The organism is Cupriavidus nantongensis, assembly GCF_041726985.1.
GTDB classification, from domain to species: Bacteria; Pseudomonadota; Gammaproteobacteria; order Burkholderiales; family Burkholderiaceae; genus Cupriavidus; species Cupriavidus nantongensis_A.
Genome location: NZ_CP168303.1, coordinates 1047404 through 1063035, shown reverse-complemented (window position 1 = coordinate 1063035; position 15632 = coordinate 1047404). Strand labels below are relative to the sequence as shown.

14 protein-coding genes are annotated in these 15632 nt (G+C 69.7%); 9 read left to right on the top strand and 5 right to left on the bottom strand.

The window, feature by feature from the left end; translation table 11 throughout:
* Positions 1-7: 7 nt before the first annotated feature.
* From ACEI37_RS16070 to ACEI37_RS16060, 3 genes are all read left to right on the top strand, one after another.
* Positions 8-787 carry an oxepin-CoA hydrolase, alternative type gene (locus ACEI37_RS16070; RefSeq protein WP_252674315.1) on the top strand — a complete coding sequence of 260 codons (780 nt, stop codon included), beginning with the start codon at positions 8-10 and terminating at the stop codon, positions 785-787.
* Between the two features lie 73 nt (positions 788-860).
* Entirely contained in the window at positions 861-1589 is a 729-nt protein-coding gene (locus ACEI37_RS16065; RefSeq protein WP_373379721.1) for a histidine phosphatase family protein, read from the top strand.
* Positions 1590-1645: 56 nt separating this feature from the next.
* Positions 1646-2722, top strand: coding sequence for a phosphotransferase (locus ACEI37_RS16060; protein WP_373379720.1), 1077 nt, complete (start codon positions 1646-1648; stop codon positions 2720-2722).
* Positions 2723-2933: 211 nt separating this feature from the next.
* On the opposite strand, the gene ggt is transcribed toward ACEI37_RS16060, so the two are convergent.
* Positions 2934-4814 (bottom strand): gamma-glutamyltransferase, encoded by a 1881-nt coding sequence (ggt, locus tag ACEI37_RS16055; protein ID WP_373379719.1) that lies wholly within the window; start codon positions 4812-4814, stop codon positions 2934-2936.
* 205 nt (positions 4815-5019) lie between these two features.
* On the opposite strand from ggt, the gene ACEI37_RS16050 reads away from it, so the two are divergent.
* From ACEI37_RS16050 to ACEI37_RS16040, 3 genes are all read left to right on the top strand, one after another.
* On the top strand, positions 5020-6732 hold the full coding sequence (locus ACEI37_RS16050; RefSeq protein WP_373379718.1) for a von Willebrand factor type A domain-containing protein: 1713 nt from the start codon (positions 5020-5022) through the stop codon (positions 6730-6732).
* Positions 6733-6808: 76 nt separating this feature from the next.
* On the top strand, positions 6809-7423 hold the full coding sequence (locus ACEI37_RS16045) for a sigma-70 family RNA polymerase sigma factor (protein ID WP_373379717.1): 615 nt from the start codon (positions 6809-6811) through the stop codon (positions 7421-7423).
* Positions 7420-8616, top strand: a complete 1197-nt coding sequence (locus ACEI37_RS16040; RefSeq protein ID WP_373379716.1) for a hypothetical protein — start codon at positions 7420-7422, stop codon at positions 8614-8616. The genes ACEI37_RS16045 and ACEI37_RS16040 overlap by 4 nt, the downstream gene beginning before the upstream one ends.
* Positions 8617-8635: 19 nt before the next feature.
* Here ACEI37_RS16040 and ACEI37_RS16035 read toward each other — a convergent pair whose 3' ends face one another.
* Entirely contained in the window at positions 8636-9811 is a 1176-nt protein-coding gene (locus ACEI37_RS16035; RefSeq protein WP_373379715.1) for a CAP domain-containing protein, read from the bottom strand.
* Positions 9812-10110: 299 nt separating this feature from the next.
* Positions 10111-11049 (bottom strand): LysR family transcriptional regulator, encoded by a 939-nt coding sequence (locus ACEI37_RS16030; protein WP_062797837.1) that lies wholly within the window; start codon positions 11047-11049, stop codon positions 10111-10113.
* A gap of 187 nt (positions 11050-11236) precedes the next feature.
* On the opposite strand from ACEI37_RS16030, the gene ACEI37_RS16025 reads away from it, so the two are divergent.
* Together ACEI37_RS16025 and ACEI37_RS16020 are read left to right on the top strand one after the other, a co-directional pair.
* On the top strand, positions 11237-12499 hold the full coding sequence (locus ACEI37_RS16025) for an acyl-CoA dehydrogenase family protein (protein ID WP_373379714.1): 1263 nt from the start codon (positions 11237-11239) through the stop codon (positions 12497-12499).
* A 165-nt stretch (positions 12500-12664) separates the two neighbouring features.
* Entirely contained in the window at positions 12665-13357 is a 693-nt protein-coding gene (locus tag ACEI37_RS16020; RefSeq protein ID WP_373379713.1) for a glutathione binding-like protein, read from the top strand.
* 77 nt (positions 13358-13434) lie between these two features.
* Here ACEI37_RS16020 and ACEI37_RS16015 read toward each other — a convergent pair whose 3' ends face one another.
* Positions 13435-14280 (bottom strand): hypothetical protein, encoded by an 846-nt coding sequence (locus ACEI37_RS16015; protein WP_373379712.1) that lies wholly within the window; start codon positions 14278-14280, stop codon positions 13435-13437.
* A gap of 296 nt (positions 14281-14576) precedes the next feature.
* On the opposite strand from ACEI37_RS16015, the gene ACEI37_RS16010 reads away from it, so the two are divergent.
* The gene (locus ACEI37_RS16010; RefSeq protein ID WP_373379711.1) at positions 14577-14996 is read left to right on the top strand and encodes a helix-turn-helix domain-containing protein; all 420 of its coding nucleotides are present in this window, start codon (positions 14577-14579) and stop codon (positions 14994-14996) included.
* Here the strand turns inward: ACEI37_RS16010 and ureG are convergent.
* On the bottom strand, positions 14993-15622 hold the full coding sequence (gene ureG / locus ACEI37_RS16005) for an urease accessory protein UreG (protein WP_373379710.1): 630 nt from the start codon (positions 15620-15622) through the stop codon (positions 14993-14995). The two genes, ACEI37_RS16010 and ureG, sit on opposite strands and share 4 nt — an antisense overlap.
* Between the last annotated feature and the right edge of the window lie 10 nt (positions 15623-15632).

Here is a 15632-nt window from a genome sequence, read left to right as displayed (position 1 = left end):
CCCCGCCATGCCCGCACAGCTGCTTTCCCGCCGCGTCGATTCGACGCTGGTGCTGACCATCTCGAACCCCGAGGCACGCAACGCGCTGCACCCGGACATTTACGCGGCCTCGCAGCAGGCGCTGGAACAGGCCGCGGCGGATGACTCGCTGCGCGCGGTCATCATCACCGGCGCCGACGGCATCTTCTGCGCCGGCGGCAACCTGAACCGGCTGCTCGGCAACCGCAGCCAGCCGCCCGAGGTGCAGGCCGCCAGCATCGCGCTGCTGAACGGCTGGATCGAGTCGCTGCACGCCTTTCCCAAGCCGATCATCGCGGCAGTGGAAGGCGCGGCCGCGGGCGCGGGCTTCTCGGTGGTGCTGGCATGCGACTTCGTCGTGGCGGCCAGCGATGCGAAGTTCGTGATGGCCTACGTCTCGGTGGGCCTGACGCCCGACGGCGGCGGCTCGTACGAGATCGCACGCGCGCTGCCGCGCCCGCTGGCGAGCGAGCTGATGATGGAGGGCAAGCCGGTCGACGCCGCCAGGCTGGCGCAGTTCGGGCTGGTCAACCGCGTCACCGAGCCGGGCCAGGCGCTGGACGAAGCGCTGCGCCTGGCCGCGGGCCTGGCGCGGCAGTCGCCGCACGCAGTGGGCCGCATCAAGGCGCTGATCAACCATGCCGCCACCGCCTCGCGCGCCGAGCATCTGCTGGCCGAGCGCGACAGCTTCGTCGCCGCGCTGCACCACCCCGACGGCGGCGAAGGCATCAGCGCCTTCCTGGAGAAGCGCAAGCCGCAATACCGCTGATCCGCCCGCGCGGATCAACACCACGGCCAGCCCGCGCAGACGGGCATGCCGGCACAATGCAAGGAGACCACGCATGGAATTGCCGCCGTCCTCGCGTCGCCGCATCTACCTGATGCGGCATGGTGCCGTGTCTTACTTCGACGACGCCGGGCGCCGCACCGCCCTGCCCGAGCTGGTGCCGCTGAACGAGACCGGCCGCATGCAGGCCAGCGCCGCCGGCCGCGCCTTTGCCGCGGAGCAGATCCGCTTCGACCGCGTCATCGTCAGCGGGCTGCCGCGCACGGTCGAGACCGCGCAACGCGTGCTGGCCGAACTGCCGGAGATGGACGGCATCGCCCCCGAAGTCTGGCCGGAGCTGCAGGAAATCCGCGGCGGCGACCTGTCCGCCATTGCCGATGAAAACCTGCGCGACGCCTTCGTCGGCGCCTTCGAAGGCGAGGTGCCGGAACACAAGCGCTTTCTCAACGGCGAGACCGTCGGCGCCTTCCTCGACCGGGTGCTGCCCGCGCTGGCGCGGCTGCGCGACGACCCGGCCTGGGATACGGTGCTGATGGTGCTGCACGGCGGCACCAACCGGGCCATCCTGTCGCAGGCCATCAGCTGCGGGCGGCGCGTGTTCTTCGGCTCGCTGCTGCAGACCGCCGGCTGCATCAATGTGCTCGACATGGGCGACGGCCCGCTCGACTGGGTGGTGCGCATGACCAACTACTCGCCGCCCACGCCCGTGCACAGCGGCTCGCGCCACACCACCATGGAAGTGCTGCTGCACCAGTATTTGCGCGGACGCCAGCCACCCGGCTGAGGTTCCCCGCCCCCGATTTCCTCATCGAACCCGAACAGAAAACCAACGGAGACAGCATGACCAGCAACGTATCGCACTTCGAAGGCACGCGCCCGGTGGCCGACCAGCAGCGTTTCGACACCGCCGCGCTGGAGGCCTGGATGCGCCAGCACGTGGAGGGCTTTGCCGGCCCGCTGACCGTGGAGCAGTTCAAGGGCGGCCAGTCCAACCCGACCTTCAAGCTGGTCACGCCGGGACAGACCTACGTGATGCGCGCCAAGCCCGGCCCCAAGAGCAAGCTGCTGCCGTCGGCGCACGCCATCGAGCGCGAGTACCGCGTGATGGCCGCCCTGGCGGGCAGCGACGTGCCGGTGGCGCGCATGTACGCGCTGTGCGAGGACGAATCCGTGATCGGCCGCGCCTTCTACATCATGGAGTTCGTCGCCGGCCGCGTGCTGTGGGACCAGTCGCTGCCCGGCATGGGCACTGCCGAGCGCAGCGCCATCTACGACGAAATGAACCGCGTCATCGCCGCGCTGCACTCGGTCGACTACAACGCCATCGGCCTGGGCGACTACGGCAAGCCCGGCAACTACTTCCAGCGCCAGATCGAACGCTGGACCAAGCAGTACAAGCTGTCCGAGACCGAATCGATCCCGGCGATGGACGCGCTGATGGACTGGCTGCCGCAGCACATCCCGCAGGAAGACGCCGACCTGACCTCGATCGTCCATGGCGACTATCGGCTCGACAACCTGATGTTCCACCCCACCGAGCCGCGCGTGCTGGCGGTGCTGGACTGGGAGTTGTCGACGCTGGGCCACCCGATGGCCGACTTCAGCTACCACTGCATGAGCTGGCATATCGCCCCGGGCCAGTTCCGCGGCATCGCCGGCCTCGACTTCGCCGCGCTGGGCATCCCGGATGAAGCCAGCTACCGCCGCCTCTACGAGCAGCGCACCGGGCGCGCCATCACGGGCGACTGGAACTTCTACCTGGCCTTCAGCATGTTCCGCATCGCCGGCATCCTGCAGGGCATCATGAAGCGCGTGGTCGACGGCACCGCCTCGTCGGCGCAGGCCACCGACGCGGGCAAGCGCGCGCGGCCGATGGCAGAGATGGGGTGGGAGTATGCGAAGAAGGCGAAGGGCTGAGGCCAAAGGCTAGAGCCTAACGGCTTGCCGACGGTTTGCTCCCCTCTCCCGCTTGCGGGAGAGGGGCCGGGGGAGAGGGCAGGCACCGGCATACTGACACGCCTTACTTCGTCGACACTCCCACCCTCTCCCCAACCCTCTCCCGCAAGCGGGAGAGGGAGCACGCAATCGGTATTTTCGAGACCGTGCAGCGCATAGCACGCCTCCAGTCTCAATCCCCCAACGCCACCCCCTCCCGCCGCGGATCCGCCCCTCCGGCCCACACCATCTTCCCATCCGCCCCCTGGCGGCGCACGATCGCCTGCGTGCCGCTGGTCATCTCGATCGCCGTCACCTGGTGGCCGCGCGCCTGCAGTGCCTGCACCAGCCCAGGCGACACCAGGCCCTGCTCGACTTCGGTCGGGCCGTTGCGGCTGCCGAAATTGCCCATGCCGATCGCCGCCTGCGGGTCCAGGTTCCAGTCGAGCATGCCGACCAGCGCCTTGGATACGTACTCGATGATCTGCGAGCCGCCCGGCGAACCGACCGTTGCCACCAGCTGGCCGCTCTGGCGGTCGAACACCAGCGTCGGCGCCATCGATGAGCGCGGGCGCTTGCCCGGCTGCACGCGGTTGGCCACCGGCTTGCCGTTTTCGCTGGGCACGAACGAGAAATCAGTGAGCTGGTTGTTGAGCATGAAGCCGCGCACCATCAGATGCGAGCCGAAGTACGACTCGATCGTGGTGGTCATCGAGATGGCGCCGCCGCGGTCGTCGACCGCGACGATCTGCGAGGTGGAAACGCGCGGCGGCGAGCGGTCCGGCGCGTAGGCCAGCGTGGCGCCCGGCGGCGTGCCCGGCTGGGCCTTGCCCATGCTCTGCTCGCCGATCAGTTCGGCGCGCGCGGCAAGGTAGGACGGGTTGACCATGCCGCTGACGTCGACCGGCACGAAGTCCGCATCGGCGACGTACAGGCCCCGGTCGGCATAAGCCAGGCGGTCGGCCTCGGCAATCGCATGGACGGCATCGGGATGGGCTTCCAGACGCGCCGGCGTGTTGACGGCCTGCGGCTTGAGCGCCGCGAGCGCGTACTTGGGATTCCTGGTTTCCAGCGCCTGCAGCGTGCCGAGGATCTGTGCGATGGCGATGCCGCCCGACGACGGCGGCGGCATGCCGCAGACCTTATAGCGCTTGTAGTCGGTGCACACCGGCACCCGTTGCTTGGCGCGGTAGCTGCCCAGGTCGGCCAGCGACAGCGAGCCGGCATTGCTGCCGCTGTTGACCTTGGCCACGATATCCCGCGCGATCGGGCCGCCATAGAGCACGCCGGCGCCGCGCCGGGCAATGTCGCGCAGCGTCTGCGCCAGCTTCGGGTTCTTCAGCACCGTGCCGGCCGGCTTGGGCTTGCCTTGGGCATCGAGGAAGTAGGCGGCCATTTCCGGCGAATTGGCCAGGAACTTGTCGGCCGCGACCTGCGTGTACAGCCGCTGCGAGATCGGGAAGCCCTTCTCCGCCAGGTCGATAGCCGGCTGGAACAGCCGGGCCCAGGGCAGGCGGCCGTGCTTGCGGTGGACCATCTCCAGCGCGCGCATCACGCCCGGGGTGCCGACCGAGCGCCCGCCGATCTGGGCCTCGCTGAACGGCATCGGCTTGCCGTCCGGGCGCATGAACAGGTTTTCGGTGGCGCCGGCGGGCGCGGTCTCGCGGCCGTCGAAGGCCTGCACGTTCTTGCCATCCCAATACATGATGAAGGCGCCGCCGCCGATGCCGGTGGCCTGCGGCTCGACCAGCGTCAGCACCGCCTGCATGGCAATGGCCGCATCGATGGCCGAGCCGCCCTGGCGCAGCATGGCGCGTCCGGCCTCGGTGGCGAGCGGATTGGCCGCGGCCGCCATATGGCGCTGCGCGTAGACCGTGGCCATGCCGGGGCGGTAACCCGACGCCACCTCCGGCGCCGGCGGCAGCGCCGCGGGCGGAGTCGCTGCTGCCGGCGTCGTGGAGGCGGCCGGGGTGGCCGTGCTTCCGCCCGGGGTACCGCAGGCACCGAGCAGCGCTGACAGGGCCAGCGCCAGCGCGCCGCGCCACGCCATCGAAGTGAGGTCAGGGATAGCCATAGGAGATCTCCGGCAGAAGGATCCAACGATTGTAGTGGCGATCGCGGCATCCCGCGAGGACGGAAGTCTGGCGCGCGCCACGTCCGTGCCGGTCGGCCGCCGGCAAGAAATATTTCTCCCACATCAACCCCGCCGGTCCGCATGGCCCGTTACATCGACAGGCCGTCACGCCGGCGCCCTGCCCGCGGCCTTCCAGGAGAACAACATGCAACCACGTGCACCGGCCTTCTTTTCCAGCCTTGCCGCCGCCCTGGCGCTAGCCGCATGCGGCGGCCCTTCGCGGCCGCTGCCCGAACAGACCTCCGGGCCGGTTTCGCCAGCGATTGCTCCGGCGCCGCCTGCGGACCGCGACCACGCCGCCCGGGCAGCGCAGTCCAAACCCGTCGCGGAAATGCACGGCATCGAACCGCACGCCACGCTGGCAATGCCGCACCCTTACCCGCTGCCGGCACCCGTGCCGGAGGAGCGCGAACGCTACGGCGCCATCGACGAGAACGGTGTCCGGCTGGTGGCACAAGCACCGGTGTCCACCTTCAGCATCGATGTCGATACCGGCAGCTACAGCAACGTGCGGCGCCTGCTCAATGCCGGCCGCGTGCCGCCGGCCGATGCGGTGCGCGTGGAAGAACTGCTGAACTACTTCCCCTATGACTACGCCCAGCCCGCCGACGGCCGCCCGTTCGCCGTGCATACCGCTCTGGCGCCGGCGCCCTGGCACCCGTCCAATGTGCTGCTGCGCATCGGCATCAAGGGCAAGGACATGGCCAGCGGCGCGCTGCCCGCCGCCAACCTGGTGTTCCTGGTCGACGTGTCGGGCTCGATGAACTCGCCGGACAAGCTGCCGCTGCTGAAGTCCTCGCTCAAGCTGCTGGTGAACCAGCTGCGCGCGCAGGACCGCATCACGCTGGTCACCTACGCCGGCAGCACGCGCGTAGCGTTGCCGCCCACGCCGGGCAGCGACAAGGCCGCCATCGGGGCGGCCATCGACCAGCTGGTGGCGGGCGGCAGCACCGCCGGCGCCAGCGGCATTGCGCTGGCCTACCAGGCCGCGCAGCAGAGCTATATCGCCGGCGGCATCAACCGCGTGCTGCTGGCCACCGACGGCGACTTCAACGTGGGCGTTACCGACTTCCGCCAGCTCAAGAGCATGGTCGAGGACAAGCGCAAGTCGGGAGTGTCGCTGTCGACGCTGGGCTTCGGCACCGGCAACTACAACGAGCAGCTGATGGAGCAGCTGGCCGATGCCGGCGACGGCGCGTACTCCTACATCGACAACCTGATGGAAGGCAACAAGGTGCTGGTCAGCGAGATCAGCTCGACGCTGGCCACGATTGCGCGCGACGTGAAGATCCAGGTCGAGTTCAACCCGGCCACGGTGACCGAGTACCGGCTGATCGGCTATGAGAACCGCATGCTGGCGCGCGAGGATTTCAACAACGACAAGGTCGATGCCGGCGATATCGGCGCGGGCCATACCGTGACCGCGCTGTACGAGCTGACGCTGGCGGGGCAGCCCGGGCTGGTCGACCCGCTGCGCTACCAGCGCACGGCGCCGGCGCCGGGGCGCGATGGCGAACTGGCGCATGTGCGGCTGCGCTACAAGCTGCCGGCAGCCAGCACCAGCCAGTTGCTCGACGTTACCGTGGCGCGGCAGGCGCTGCGCCCGCTGGCGCAGGGCGACGACGACTTCCGCTTTGCCGCGGCCGTGGCCGGCTTCGGCCAGGTGCTGCGCGGCGGCAAGTTCACCGGCGACTGGCGCTACGCCGACGCGCGCGCGCTGGCGCAGGGCGCGCGCGGCGCCGACCGCTTCGGCTACCGCGGCGAGTTCGTCAAGCTGGTGGACCTGGCGCAGAGCCTGGCCACCGCAACGCCGGCCGCCTCTCATGGCAGCGCACCGGCCGGGCATGCGGCGCGCTGAGGCACACCTCGGCGCGCCGCCGGCGCAGGGTGGCGCGGACTGTCGCGCCGCCCTGCGCTCTCCTATACTCGGGCGCATGCAGGCCTCCGCCCCCGCCCCATCCGCTGCGCACGCCGACACGCTGCGCACGCTGCCGGACCACGACCTGATGCTGCTGGTCGCGGGCGGCATCATCGAGCAGCCGGTCACCGAGCTGTTCCGCCGGCATAACGCCGGGCTCTACAACTACCTGGCCTGGCTGTGCCAGGGCAATACCGGCGAAGCCGAGGACCTCGCGCAGAAGACCTGGGTCAAGCTGATGACCCGCTGCGGCGACTACCAGCCGAGCGCGGCGTTCCGCACCTTCCTGTTCCAGATCGCGCGCAATGCCTGGCTCGACCAGGTGCGCAGCGCCGATGCGCGCCAGCGCGACGCGCTGGACGACCACCTGCCGGAGCTGCCCACCGAAGACCTGTCGCCGGAAGCGGAACTGCAGCTGCGACAGCATGCGCACCACGTCCATCGCGCGCTGCTGCAGCTGCCGGTCACGCAGCGCGAAGTGGTGGTGCTGCGCTTCTTCAGCAATATGAGCGTCGAAGAGATTGCCGCGATGCTGGGCGAGAAGTTCGAGACCGTGAAGAGCCGGCTGCGCTATGCGTTCGCGCGCCTGCGCGCGGACCTGGCCGGCAGCGTGCCGGAGTCGCGGCCATGAGCGCGGGCGACGCCGCATCGCATGCGGCCGACCGTTTCATCGCGGGCGAGGACCGGCTCTCGGCGCTGTTGAAAGCGCTGCCTGCCTACCCGGCGCCGGCCACGCTGGAAGCCTCCGTGCTTGCCGCCGCGCGCGCGGCGCAACAGGACGCCGGCCGCCACCAGCCCGGTGCCGACGCGCTGCCCTTTGCCGCGCCCCCGGCGCTGGCCGCGGCCGTGCTGGAAGAAGCCGCGCGCCTGCAGGCGGCCCAGTCGGCGCGGCGCGATGCGGTGCTGGCGCGAGTCGCCGCCGGCGCGGCCGCGGAGGACGTGCTAGGTGCGCGCCTCGGTCCGGATGCGGCGGCGTGGCTGCGGGCTCAGGCTGAGGATTCCACACGAAGCGCCGCACAACCCTCCACGACGAAGCCGTCCACGCATGCCGCACGCGCGCACCGGTGGTGGCGTTCGCTCGGACTGGTCGCCAGCGTCGCGGCTGTGGCCGGGCTGACCACCAGCATCGTGCTGCGGCAGATCGACGATGGCGCGCTGTTGCCGGCGGGAACGGCCGAGATCGCGGCGACCGAGATGGCCGCGCCTGCGCCTGCGCCTGCGCCGGCAGCGTCGACGGCACCATCGCCGCCCTTGCCGGAAACCGCCGCAGCACCGCCTCCCAAACCCGCAGCGCCAGCCGCCAGGGCAGCTCCGCCTGCGGCCCGCCCGGCACCTCGCGCGGCGCCCGGCACGGAGGCGACCCGAAGCGCTCCGCCCAAAGCAGCGCTCGACCGTGAGGCCCCAGAACAAGCGAGCCCGCCCGCGCCGGCGATCGCAGCCGCGCCGCAGGCACCCGCTGACGCAGCCATCGCGGAAGCCGCACCATCGGCGCCCGCGCCTGCCGCACCGTCCGCCTATGCGCGCAAGGCCGCCCCCGCCGCGATGGCTTCGCGTGCACCGGCGGCGGCGTCCGCCCTGACCGTCTCGACCCTGGACGATCCCGCGGCCATCGCCGCGCGCCTGGGCACGGCAGCGCCGCTCAGGCTGTGGGCAGCCGAGCCCGACCATGTTGAGATCCGGGAATGGGCGCAACGGCTGTGGCAGGCGATGCCGGCGGGACAGCGCCCGCCCGTGCCGGTTGCGGTGCAGGCCGATGCCACGCTGGCGCCAGGCCAGGTGCGGATCGAGCTGCGTGGCGAGCTGCCGCCGGACGCGCCGCAATAAGCGCGCCGCGGCGCGACGGTCAGCGCGTGGCGAACGACCAGCTCAGGTCCACCGGCTGCGCGCCGAGCCGACCTGTGACCCGCACGGTATAGCGCTGCTGGCTGGCCAGCGGCGCCACCGGCGTGCACACCGCCAGGCCGCGCGCGGCGCTGCTCAGGCCCGAGGAACGGCTGTCGACCTTGATGCAGTCGACGTTGCCGCCTTGCGCATCGGTGATGACGAAGTTGTCGGCATCGAACTGCAGCGAGGTATTGATCGCCTGCAGCGACACCGGGTAGCCCATGGTGCGGTTTTCATAGCCCGGCGCCGGATTGGGGCTTTCGGTGTTGACCCAGTTCACCGGCACGTCGTTCTGGCCGTCGAACGGATAGGCCACCATCTGGTTGTCGCTGCCGCCCTTGACCCGGTCGGCAAGGTCGACGGTCTGGTAGTAGCTGGCCGAGGTGCCGCTGCCGTTGGCGCCCACGCGCTCGGCAAAGCCGCTGCCGGCCGAGCCATAGCTGCCCAGCAGCGCGGCGCGGTGGAACGGCGCGTCGACCAGGTCAGACACCAGCGCGTCCTTGGGCGACATCGACAGCTGCGCGTTGGCCACCGAGGTCCAGCGGTTGGCGCCGGCCACCACTTCGGCGGTGGCATCGGTCGGATAGGCAGCCTGGATGCGCTCGTGGGCGGTGGCGCCGGTGTAGCCCAGGTTGCCGCTGCTTTCGTCGTGCGTCAGCGTGGCATTGGCCAGCATGTAGTCGGTATGCGCCTGCGCGGCGGCATTGAGCGGGTCGCGCGCCGCCAGCGGCGGCAGGCCCACCTGCTCGCGGCGATAGTTGGCGTAGCACAGGCCGGCGGTGCGCGGCTCTTCCAGCACGCGGTAGTTGCTGACCGCGCTGCCGCGCGCCGGCAGCAGCGCGATGCCGCTGCCCGCCGCAGCGGCGGGTGCGGGACCGCTGACGGTGTAGCAGGCCCCGGCCGTGGTAGTTGTGGATCCGGTCGGCGATGTCGGCGACGGCGACGTGGTCGCGCTCTGGCCGCCAGCGGGCGCGCTGGCCTGCGCGCCGGCCGGGGCCGACCCGCCGGGCGCGGCACTGGCTGTGGTGCCACCGTCACCGCCATCGCCGCCGCCACAGGCGGCCAGCGCCAGCGCCGCGGCGGTACAGAGCGTGGTCAGGGCCAGCGTGGTGTGCCGCGCGCGGCGCGGCGGCATGGAAGGGCAATCGGCAGGCAAGCGTTTCCCAATCATCGGTCTGAGTCGTCGTGGTGGAGTTCGGCGAATTGGTCTGCCCGGGGGATCCGAGAGCGCGGACGGCCGGCGCGACAACCATCGCGGGCACCGAGCAGGACGGGCTCGCTGTGGCTTTTGCCGGGGGCAGAAAGACGGGACGATGGTATGGGCCGGGACCGTGAGGGTCTAGCCCGCGAACAATTGCTTACGTGTGACCCGCGCGCGCCGCACCTAACGGAATCCGAACCGTATTCGAGCTGCGGGAGTGTCCGTTGACGCCGTCAGCCCGCCGCGGCCACGTCGGCCATGCCGCTGCCGAGCGAGGCCATCACCGCCATCAGCTGCTCGCGCAGCCAGCGGTTGGCGCCGTCGTTCTCGCCACCGGCGTGCCAGTACAGGTGCAGCTCCAGCGACGGCACCTTGAACGGCAGCGACAGCAGCCGATTGGCATAGGGCTCGTTGGCGATGCGCGCATAGCGCAACGGCAGCGTGGCGAGCAGGTCGGTGCAGCTGACCACGCGGCACGCCGCGGCGTAGTGCTGGCAGCGCAGCCGCACGCGCCGCGTCAGGCCCATGCGATGCAAGGCCTGGTCCTCCAGGCCGGCGCCGCGGCGGCGCGACGACACATGGACGTGCTCGGCCGCGAGGTAGCGCTCCAGCGTCAGCTCCTTCTTCACCAGCGGATGGTCGCGCCGTGCCAGCACCACCATCGGGTCGGCCATGAACGGTGCATGGTGAATCGCCGGCGACACCGGCAGCAGGATGTCGAGCGCGGCGTCGAGCGTGCCGGCCAGCAACTCCGATTCCATCTCGCGGCGGTCGAAGCGGATCGCGGCAATCTCCACCTGCGGCGCCACCGCCGTGACGCGGCTCATCAGCGGCGGCAGCAGCGTCGACTCGAGCGCATCGCGCATGCCGATGGTGAAGCGGCGCACGGTGTTGGTGGGATCGAAGTGCGGCGTGTCCTGCAGCGTCCGCGCGAACGACTGCAGCGCGCTGCGTACCTCGGCCGCCAGCGAGCGGGCCAGCGGCGTTGGCGCCATGCCCTGCCCGCGCCGCTCGAACAGCGGATCGTCGAACAGCGTGCGCAACCGCCCCAGCGCATGGCTGACCGCCGGCTGCGTCAGGTTGAGCTGGCGCGCGGCCGCGGTGATGCTGCCTTCGCTGTAGATGGCGTCGAACACGACGAAGAGGTTGAGGTCGATGCGGGAGAGCTGCATGCCGATGATTCTGGCACGGAATGCAGCGAATTGATACTGGCAAATCCAGAAAATTCATTTTTCTAATTACCAGCTTTCAGATAGAGTGCATTGCATCGGCAAGGGTAGTTATCCCGAAAGCCCGAAGACCCAGCCAACCGGCGCCGGCGGCCGCCCGCGCCCACCGATCCCGTAGCGAGGAGACCACATGGATTTCGAGTACAGCCCGAAGGTCAAGGAGATGCAGGCCAAGCTGCTGGCCTTCTTCGACCAGCATATCTATCCGAACGAAAAGCGCTTCGCCGAGGAGATCGACGCCAACCGCCGCGCCGGCAACGCCTGGATCCCGACCAAGGTGATCGAGGAACTGAAGCCCTTGGCGCGCGCAGCCGGCCTGTGGAACCTGTTCCTGCCGCGCTCGCCGCGCGCCCCGCAGGGCCTGTCGAACCTGGAATACGCCACGCTGTGCGAGATCATGGGCCGGGTGCCCTGGTCGGCCGAGGTCTTCAACTGCGCCGCCCCGGACACCGGCAACATGGAGACGCTGGAGCGCTACGCGTCGGAAGAGCTGAAGGACCAGTGGCTGGAGCCGCTGCTGGCCGGCGAGATCCGCTCGGCCTTCCTTATGACCGAGCCGGCGGTGGCCTCGTCGGACGCGACCAATATCGAATGCCGCATCGAGCGCGACGGCGACCACTACGTGATCAACGGCACCAAGTGGTGGTCGTCGGGCGCCGGCGACCCGCGCTGCAAGGTCTATATCGTGATGGGCAAGACCGATCCCGAGGCCGGCCGCCATGAGCAGCAGTCGATGGTCGTGGTGCCGGCCGATACCCCGGGCATCACCATCAAGCGCTTCCTGCCGGTGTTCGGCTACGACGACGCGCCGCACGGCCATATGGAGATCGAACTGAAGAACGTGCGCGTGCCGGTCTCGAACATCCTGCTGGGCGAAGGCCGCGGCTTCGAGATCGCGCAGGGCCGCCTCGGCCCGGGCCGCATCCACCACTGCATGCGCAGCATCGGCGTGGCCGAGCGCGCGCTGGAACTGCTGTGCAAGCGCGCGCTGTCGCGGGTGGCGTTCGGCAAGCCGGTGTCGGCCCAGGGCGTGACGCAGGAGCGCATCGCCGAGGCCCGTTGCGAGATCGAGATGGCGCGCCTGCTGACGCTGAAGGCCGCGTACATGATGGACACGGTCGGCAACAAGGTGGCCAAGGCCGAGATCGCCATGATCAAGGTGGTGGCTCCGAACGTGGCGCTGAAGGTGATCGACTGGGCCATCCAGGTCCACGGCGCCGCCGGCGTTTCCAGCGACTTCCCGCTGGCCAACTGGTGGGCGCACCAGCGCACGCTGCGCCTGGCCGACGGTCCGGACGAGGTGCACCGCAACGCCATCGCCAAGCTGGAACTGGCCAAGCACATGAACGTCAACCCGGACACCATCAAGATGCCGGTGGCGCGCGGTTTCTGAACGCCCCGGAGCACCCGGTAGCGCCGGCGGGGCCCGCCCCTGCCGGCATTGTGGAAAACGCGCAGCCGGCCTGCGCGTTTTTTTCTTCTGTGCTTAAATCGCGCGGTTCGCCACGTCGGTGGTCGATGTGGCCGTTCCCATGAATGCAGCCAGGAGATCCCTGCAATGATCGACGTCTACAGCTGGGCCACGCCCAATGGCCACAAAGTCCACATCATGCTGGAGGAGTGCGGACTGGAGTACCAGGTCCACCCGATCAACATCGGCGCCGGCGACCAGTTCGGCGAGGACTTCCTGCAGATCAGCCCCAACAACAAGATTCCCGCCATCGTCGACCCGGACGGCCCCGACGGCAAGCCGATCTCGCTGTTCGAATCGGGCGCGATCCTGCTTTACCTGGCCGGCAAGACCGGAAAGTTCCTGCCCGACGACGTGCGCGGCAAGTACGAGACGCTGCAGTGGCTGATGTTCCAGATGGGCGGCGTGGGCCCGATGCTGGGCCAGGCGCACCACTTCCGCATCTATGCGCCCGAGCAGATCGAGTATGCGGTCAACCGCTACACCAATGAAGCGAAGCGCCTGTACGGCGTGATCGACACGCAGCTGTCGAAGCACGAATGGCTGGCCGGCGAACAGTACACCATCGCCGATATCGCCACCTTCCCGTGGCTGCGCAGCTGGCAGAACCAGGGTGTGGACCTGGACGACTACCCTCACCTGAAGCGCTGGTTCAACCAGATCGCCGAGCGCCCCGCGGTCAAGCGCGGCGTGGAGGTGCTGGCCAGCGCGCGCAAGGCGCTGCAGGACGACAAGGCGCGCGAAGTACTGTTCGGCGCCACGCAGTACAAGCGCCACTGAAGGCCTCGCGGCGGCCGGCTGCGCGGCTTGCGCAGGGCGCCGGTCCGCGCCCGCGCCCGCCAAGGCCACGCCCGCCATCAGGCCAGCGCCAGCGCAGCGCGCGCCACGGCGTGGCCATCGGCGCGCCGGCCGCCGCGGGCGTCCACGCCATCATGCGGCGCATCGCCCGCGCCGAAGCAGCACAGCAGGCCGGTGCCCGGCACCAGCACGTCGAGCCGGCATGACTCGTGCGCGTCCGGCGCGTAGAGCGCGCCGGGCTGCAGGAAGGCCATGTCACCGCCGCTGCGCACCAGCGCGCCATGCCAGTGCAGGGCCAGCGCGCCCCGGTAACACAGTGCCCAGCGCAGGCCGCGCGCCTGCAGGTGCCGGCCCCAGTCATCCACCGAGCCATCCAGCTGGACAAACTCCGGGCGCATGCCCTGCTGCGCCTGCCAGTCATCCGCATCCACCGCGTCCGCCAGCGCATGCGGCGCGGCCACGCCGTCGGCATCGGCGCCGGCACCGACGGGCGCAATGGCGCCCAGCCCGCACTGCCATGCGCCCGCGGGCATGGCCACGGGACGCGAGGTCTCGGCCGGGCCTTGCGGCACCGCGCGCACCAGGATGGTGTCGGCGACCGCCTGCACCTGCATCGGCACGCGGGGCGCGGGCGCGAACAGTTCGCCGCCACCCACCAGCAAGCTGCCGCGGCCGGGCGAAGACAGCCGCAGGCCACCGCGCAGACAACCCCACCATTCATGGCAATCCGCTGAAAATTCGGGCTGGCGCTCGCCGGCGCAGAGGAAGATGTAGTCGCAAGTGCAGCCGAGACCGGCAGCGGCGGCAAGCAGGCGTGGCTGGAATCCGGGAAGGAAATCCGACCGCGCGTGGCGGTCGGCATCGATGGCGCGCATGCGCGCGTCGAACAGCGTGAAGATCTGCATGGCAATCCCCCTGCAGGGCGACAGGCGCGCTGCGCCTGTCCGCGCAGCCGGCGCACGCGTGGCGGCGTGACGCTCGGTCTTGCGCAATAACCCGTCTGGCACGGCGCTGCGATGCAGCCCGCCCGGTTGATGCCATCGTGCCGCGCCATGGCCTGGCGCGCCCCTCAATTTGCGGATCGGACACCGATAGTGAGGATGAGGATAAGTTGTCGTGGCCTCAAGGTCAAACCCTTAGCCTCAGACCACTCCGAACTTTTGTTGATCCCATGACTACTCGAAATCTCAGACTTTTCGGATTGCATCTCGCCTGGCTACGCAAGCAACGAGGCTGGTCCCAGGAGACGCTTTCGCTCGAAAGCGGACTGTCGCGCTCATACCTGAGCGGCATTGAAAGCGGCAAGCGCAACCTGGCGCTGGCCAACATCTGCAGGCTGGCCGAGACCCTCGCCGTGCCCACGGCGGAGATGCTCGACTTCAGCCGCCACGATGCCAGCCAACTGCAGGTGGAGCAATCGCGCGCGCCGTTCGGCAACCGCCAGCGCGCGGCGATCGAGGCCACCATGCACCACATGGCCGAGCTGACCGAGCCGGAGCTGAACCTGGTGGCCGCGGTGGCGCGGGCGCTGGCGGGCAAGGGCAGCTTCCGCGCGGCGCTCGGGCACGGCAGTTCCGGCACCAGGCCGGCACCCGATGCCGACGCGCCGCCGGAAGGCTAGAGCGCCAGCATGCCCTGCCGTTCGATGAAGCCGATCACCTGGTCCAGCCCCTGTCCGGACTTGACGCTGCCCATCACGAACGGCCGGGTGCCACGCATCTTGCGCGCATCGCTTTCCATCACCGGCAGCGATGCGCCCACATACGGCGCCAGGTCGGTCTTGTTGATCACCAGCAGGTCCGACTTGGTGATGCCAGGCCCGCCCTTCCTAGGAATCTTCTCGCCTCCGGCGACGTCGATCACGTAGATCGTAAGATCAGAAAGTTCTGGGCTGAAGGTCGCGGCCAGGTTGTCGCCGCCGGACTCGATGAAGACCACGTCGGCATCCGGGAAGCGCGCCAGCATGCGATCTACCGCTTCCAGATTGATCGAAGCATCCTCGCGGATCGCAGTGTGCGGGCAGCCGCCGGTTTCCACGCCCAGGATGCGCTCGGCCGGCAGCGCGCCGGAGATGGTCAGCAGGCGCTGGTCTTCCTTGGTGTAGATGTCGTTGGTGATCGCGACCAGGTCATAGCGGTCGCGCATCGCCTTGCACAGCATCTCCAGCAACGTGGTCTTGCCGGAGCCGACGGGGCCGCCGACGCCGACGCGCAGCGGAGGGTTCTTCTTGGTACGGGCGTGGGTCATGGTGCGGTAT

Excerpts from the sequence above, each read along its gene's own strand:
- ACEI37_RS16045 (WP_373379717.1), top strand. The coding sequence starts at position 6,809 with ATGCAGGCCTCCGCCCCCGCCCCATCCGCTGCGCACGCCGACACGCTG.
- ACEI37_RS16065 (WP_373379721.1), top strand. The coding sequence starts at position 861 with ATGGAATTGCCGCCGTCCTCGCGTCGCCGCATCTACCTGATGCGGCAT.
- ACEI37_RS16050 (WP_373379718.1), top strand. The coding sequence starts at position 5,020 with ATGCAACCACGTGCACCGGCCTTCTTTTCCAGCCTTGCCGCCGCCCTG.
- ACEI37_RS16035 (WP_373379715.1), bottom strand. The coding sequence starts at position 9,811 with ATGCCGCCGCGCCGCGCGCGGCACACCACGCTGGCCCTGACCACGCTC.
- ACEI37_RS16020 (WP_373379713.1), top strand. The coding sequence starts at position 12,665 with ATGATCGACGTCTACAGCTGGGCCACGCCCAATGGCCACAAAGTCCAC.
- ureG (WP_373379710.1), bottom strand. The coding sequence starts at position 15,622 with ATGACCCACGCCCGTACCAAGAAGAACCCTCCGCTGCGCGTCGGCGTC.
- ACEI37_RS16040 (WP_373379716.1), top strand. The coding sequence starts at position 7,420 with ATGAGCGCGGGCGACGCCGCATCGCATGCGGCCGACCGTTTCATCGCG.
- ACEI37_RS16070 (WP_252674315.1), top strand. The coding sequence starts at position 8 with ATGCCCGCACAGCTGCTTTCCCGCCGCGTCGATTCGACGCTGGTGCTG.
- ACEI37_RS16015 (WP_373379712.1), bottom strand. The coding sequence starts at position 14,280 with ATGCAGATCTTCACGCTGTTCGACGCGCGCATGCGCGCCATCGATGCC.
- ACEI37_RS16025 (WP_373379714.1), top strand. The coding sequence starts at position 11,237 with ATGGATTTCGAGTACAGCCCGAAGGTCAAGGAGATGCAGGCCAAGCTG.
- ACEI37_RS16030 (WP_062797837.1), bottom strand. The coding sequence starts at position 11,049 with ATGCAGCTCTCCCGCATCGACCTCAACCTCTTCGTCGTGTTCGACGCC.
- ACEI37_RS16060 (WP_373379720.1), top strand. The coding sequence starts at position 1,646 with ATGACCAGCAACGTATCGCACTTCGAAGGCACGCGCCCGGTGGCCGAC.
- ggt (WP_373379719.1), bottom strand. The coding sequence starts at position 4,814 with ATGGCTATCCCTGACCTCACTTCGATGGCGTGGCGCGGCGCGCTGGCG.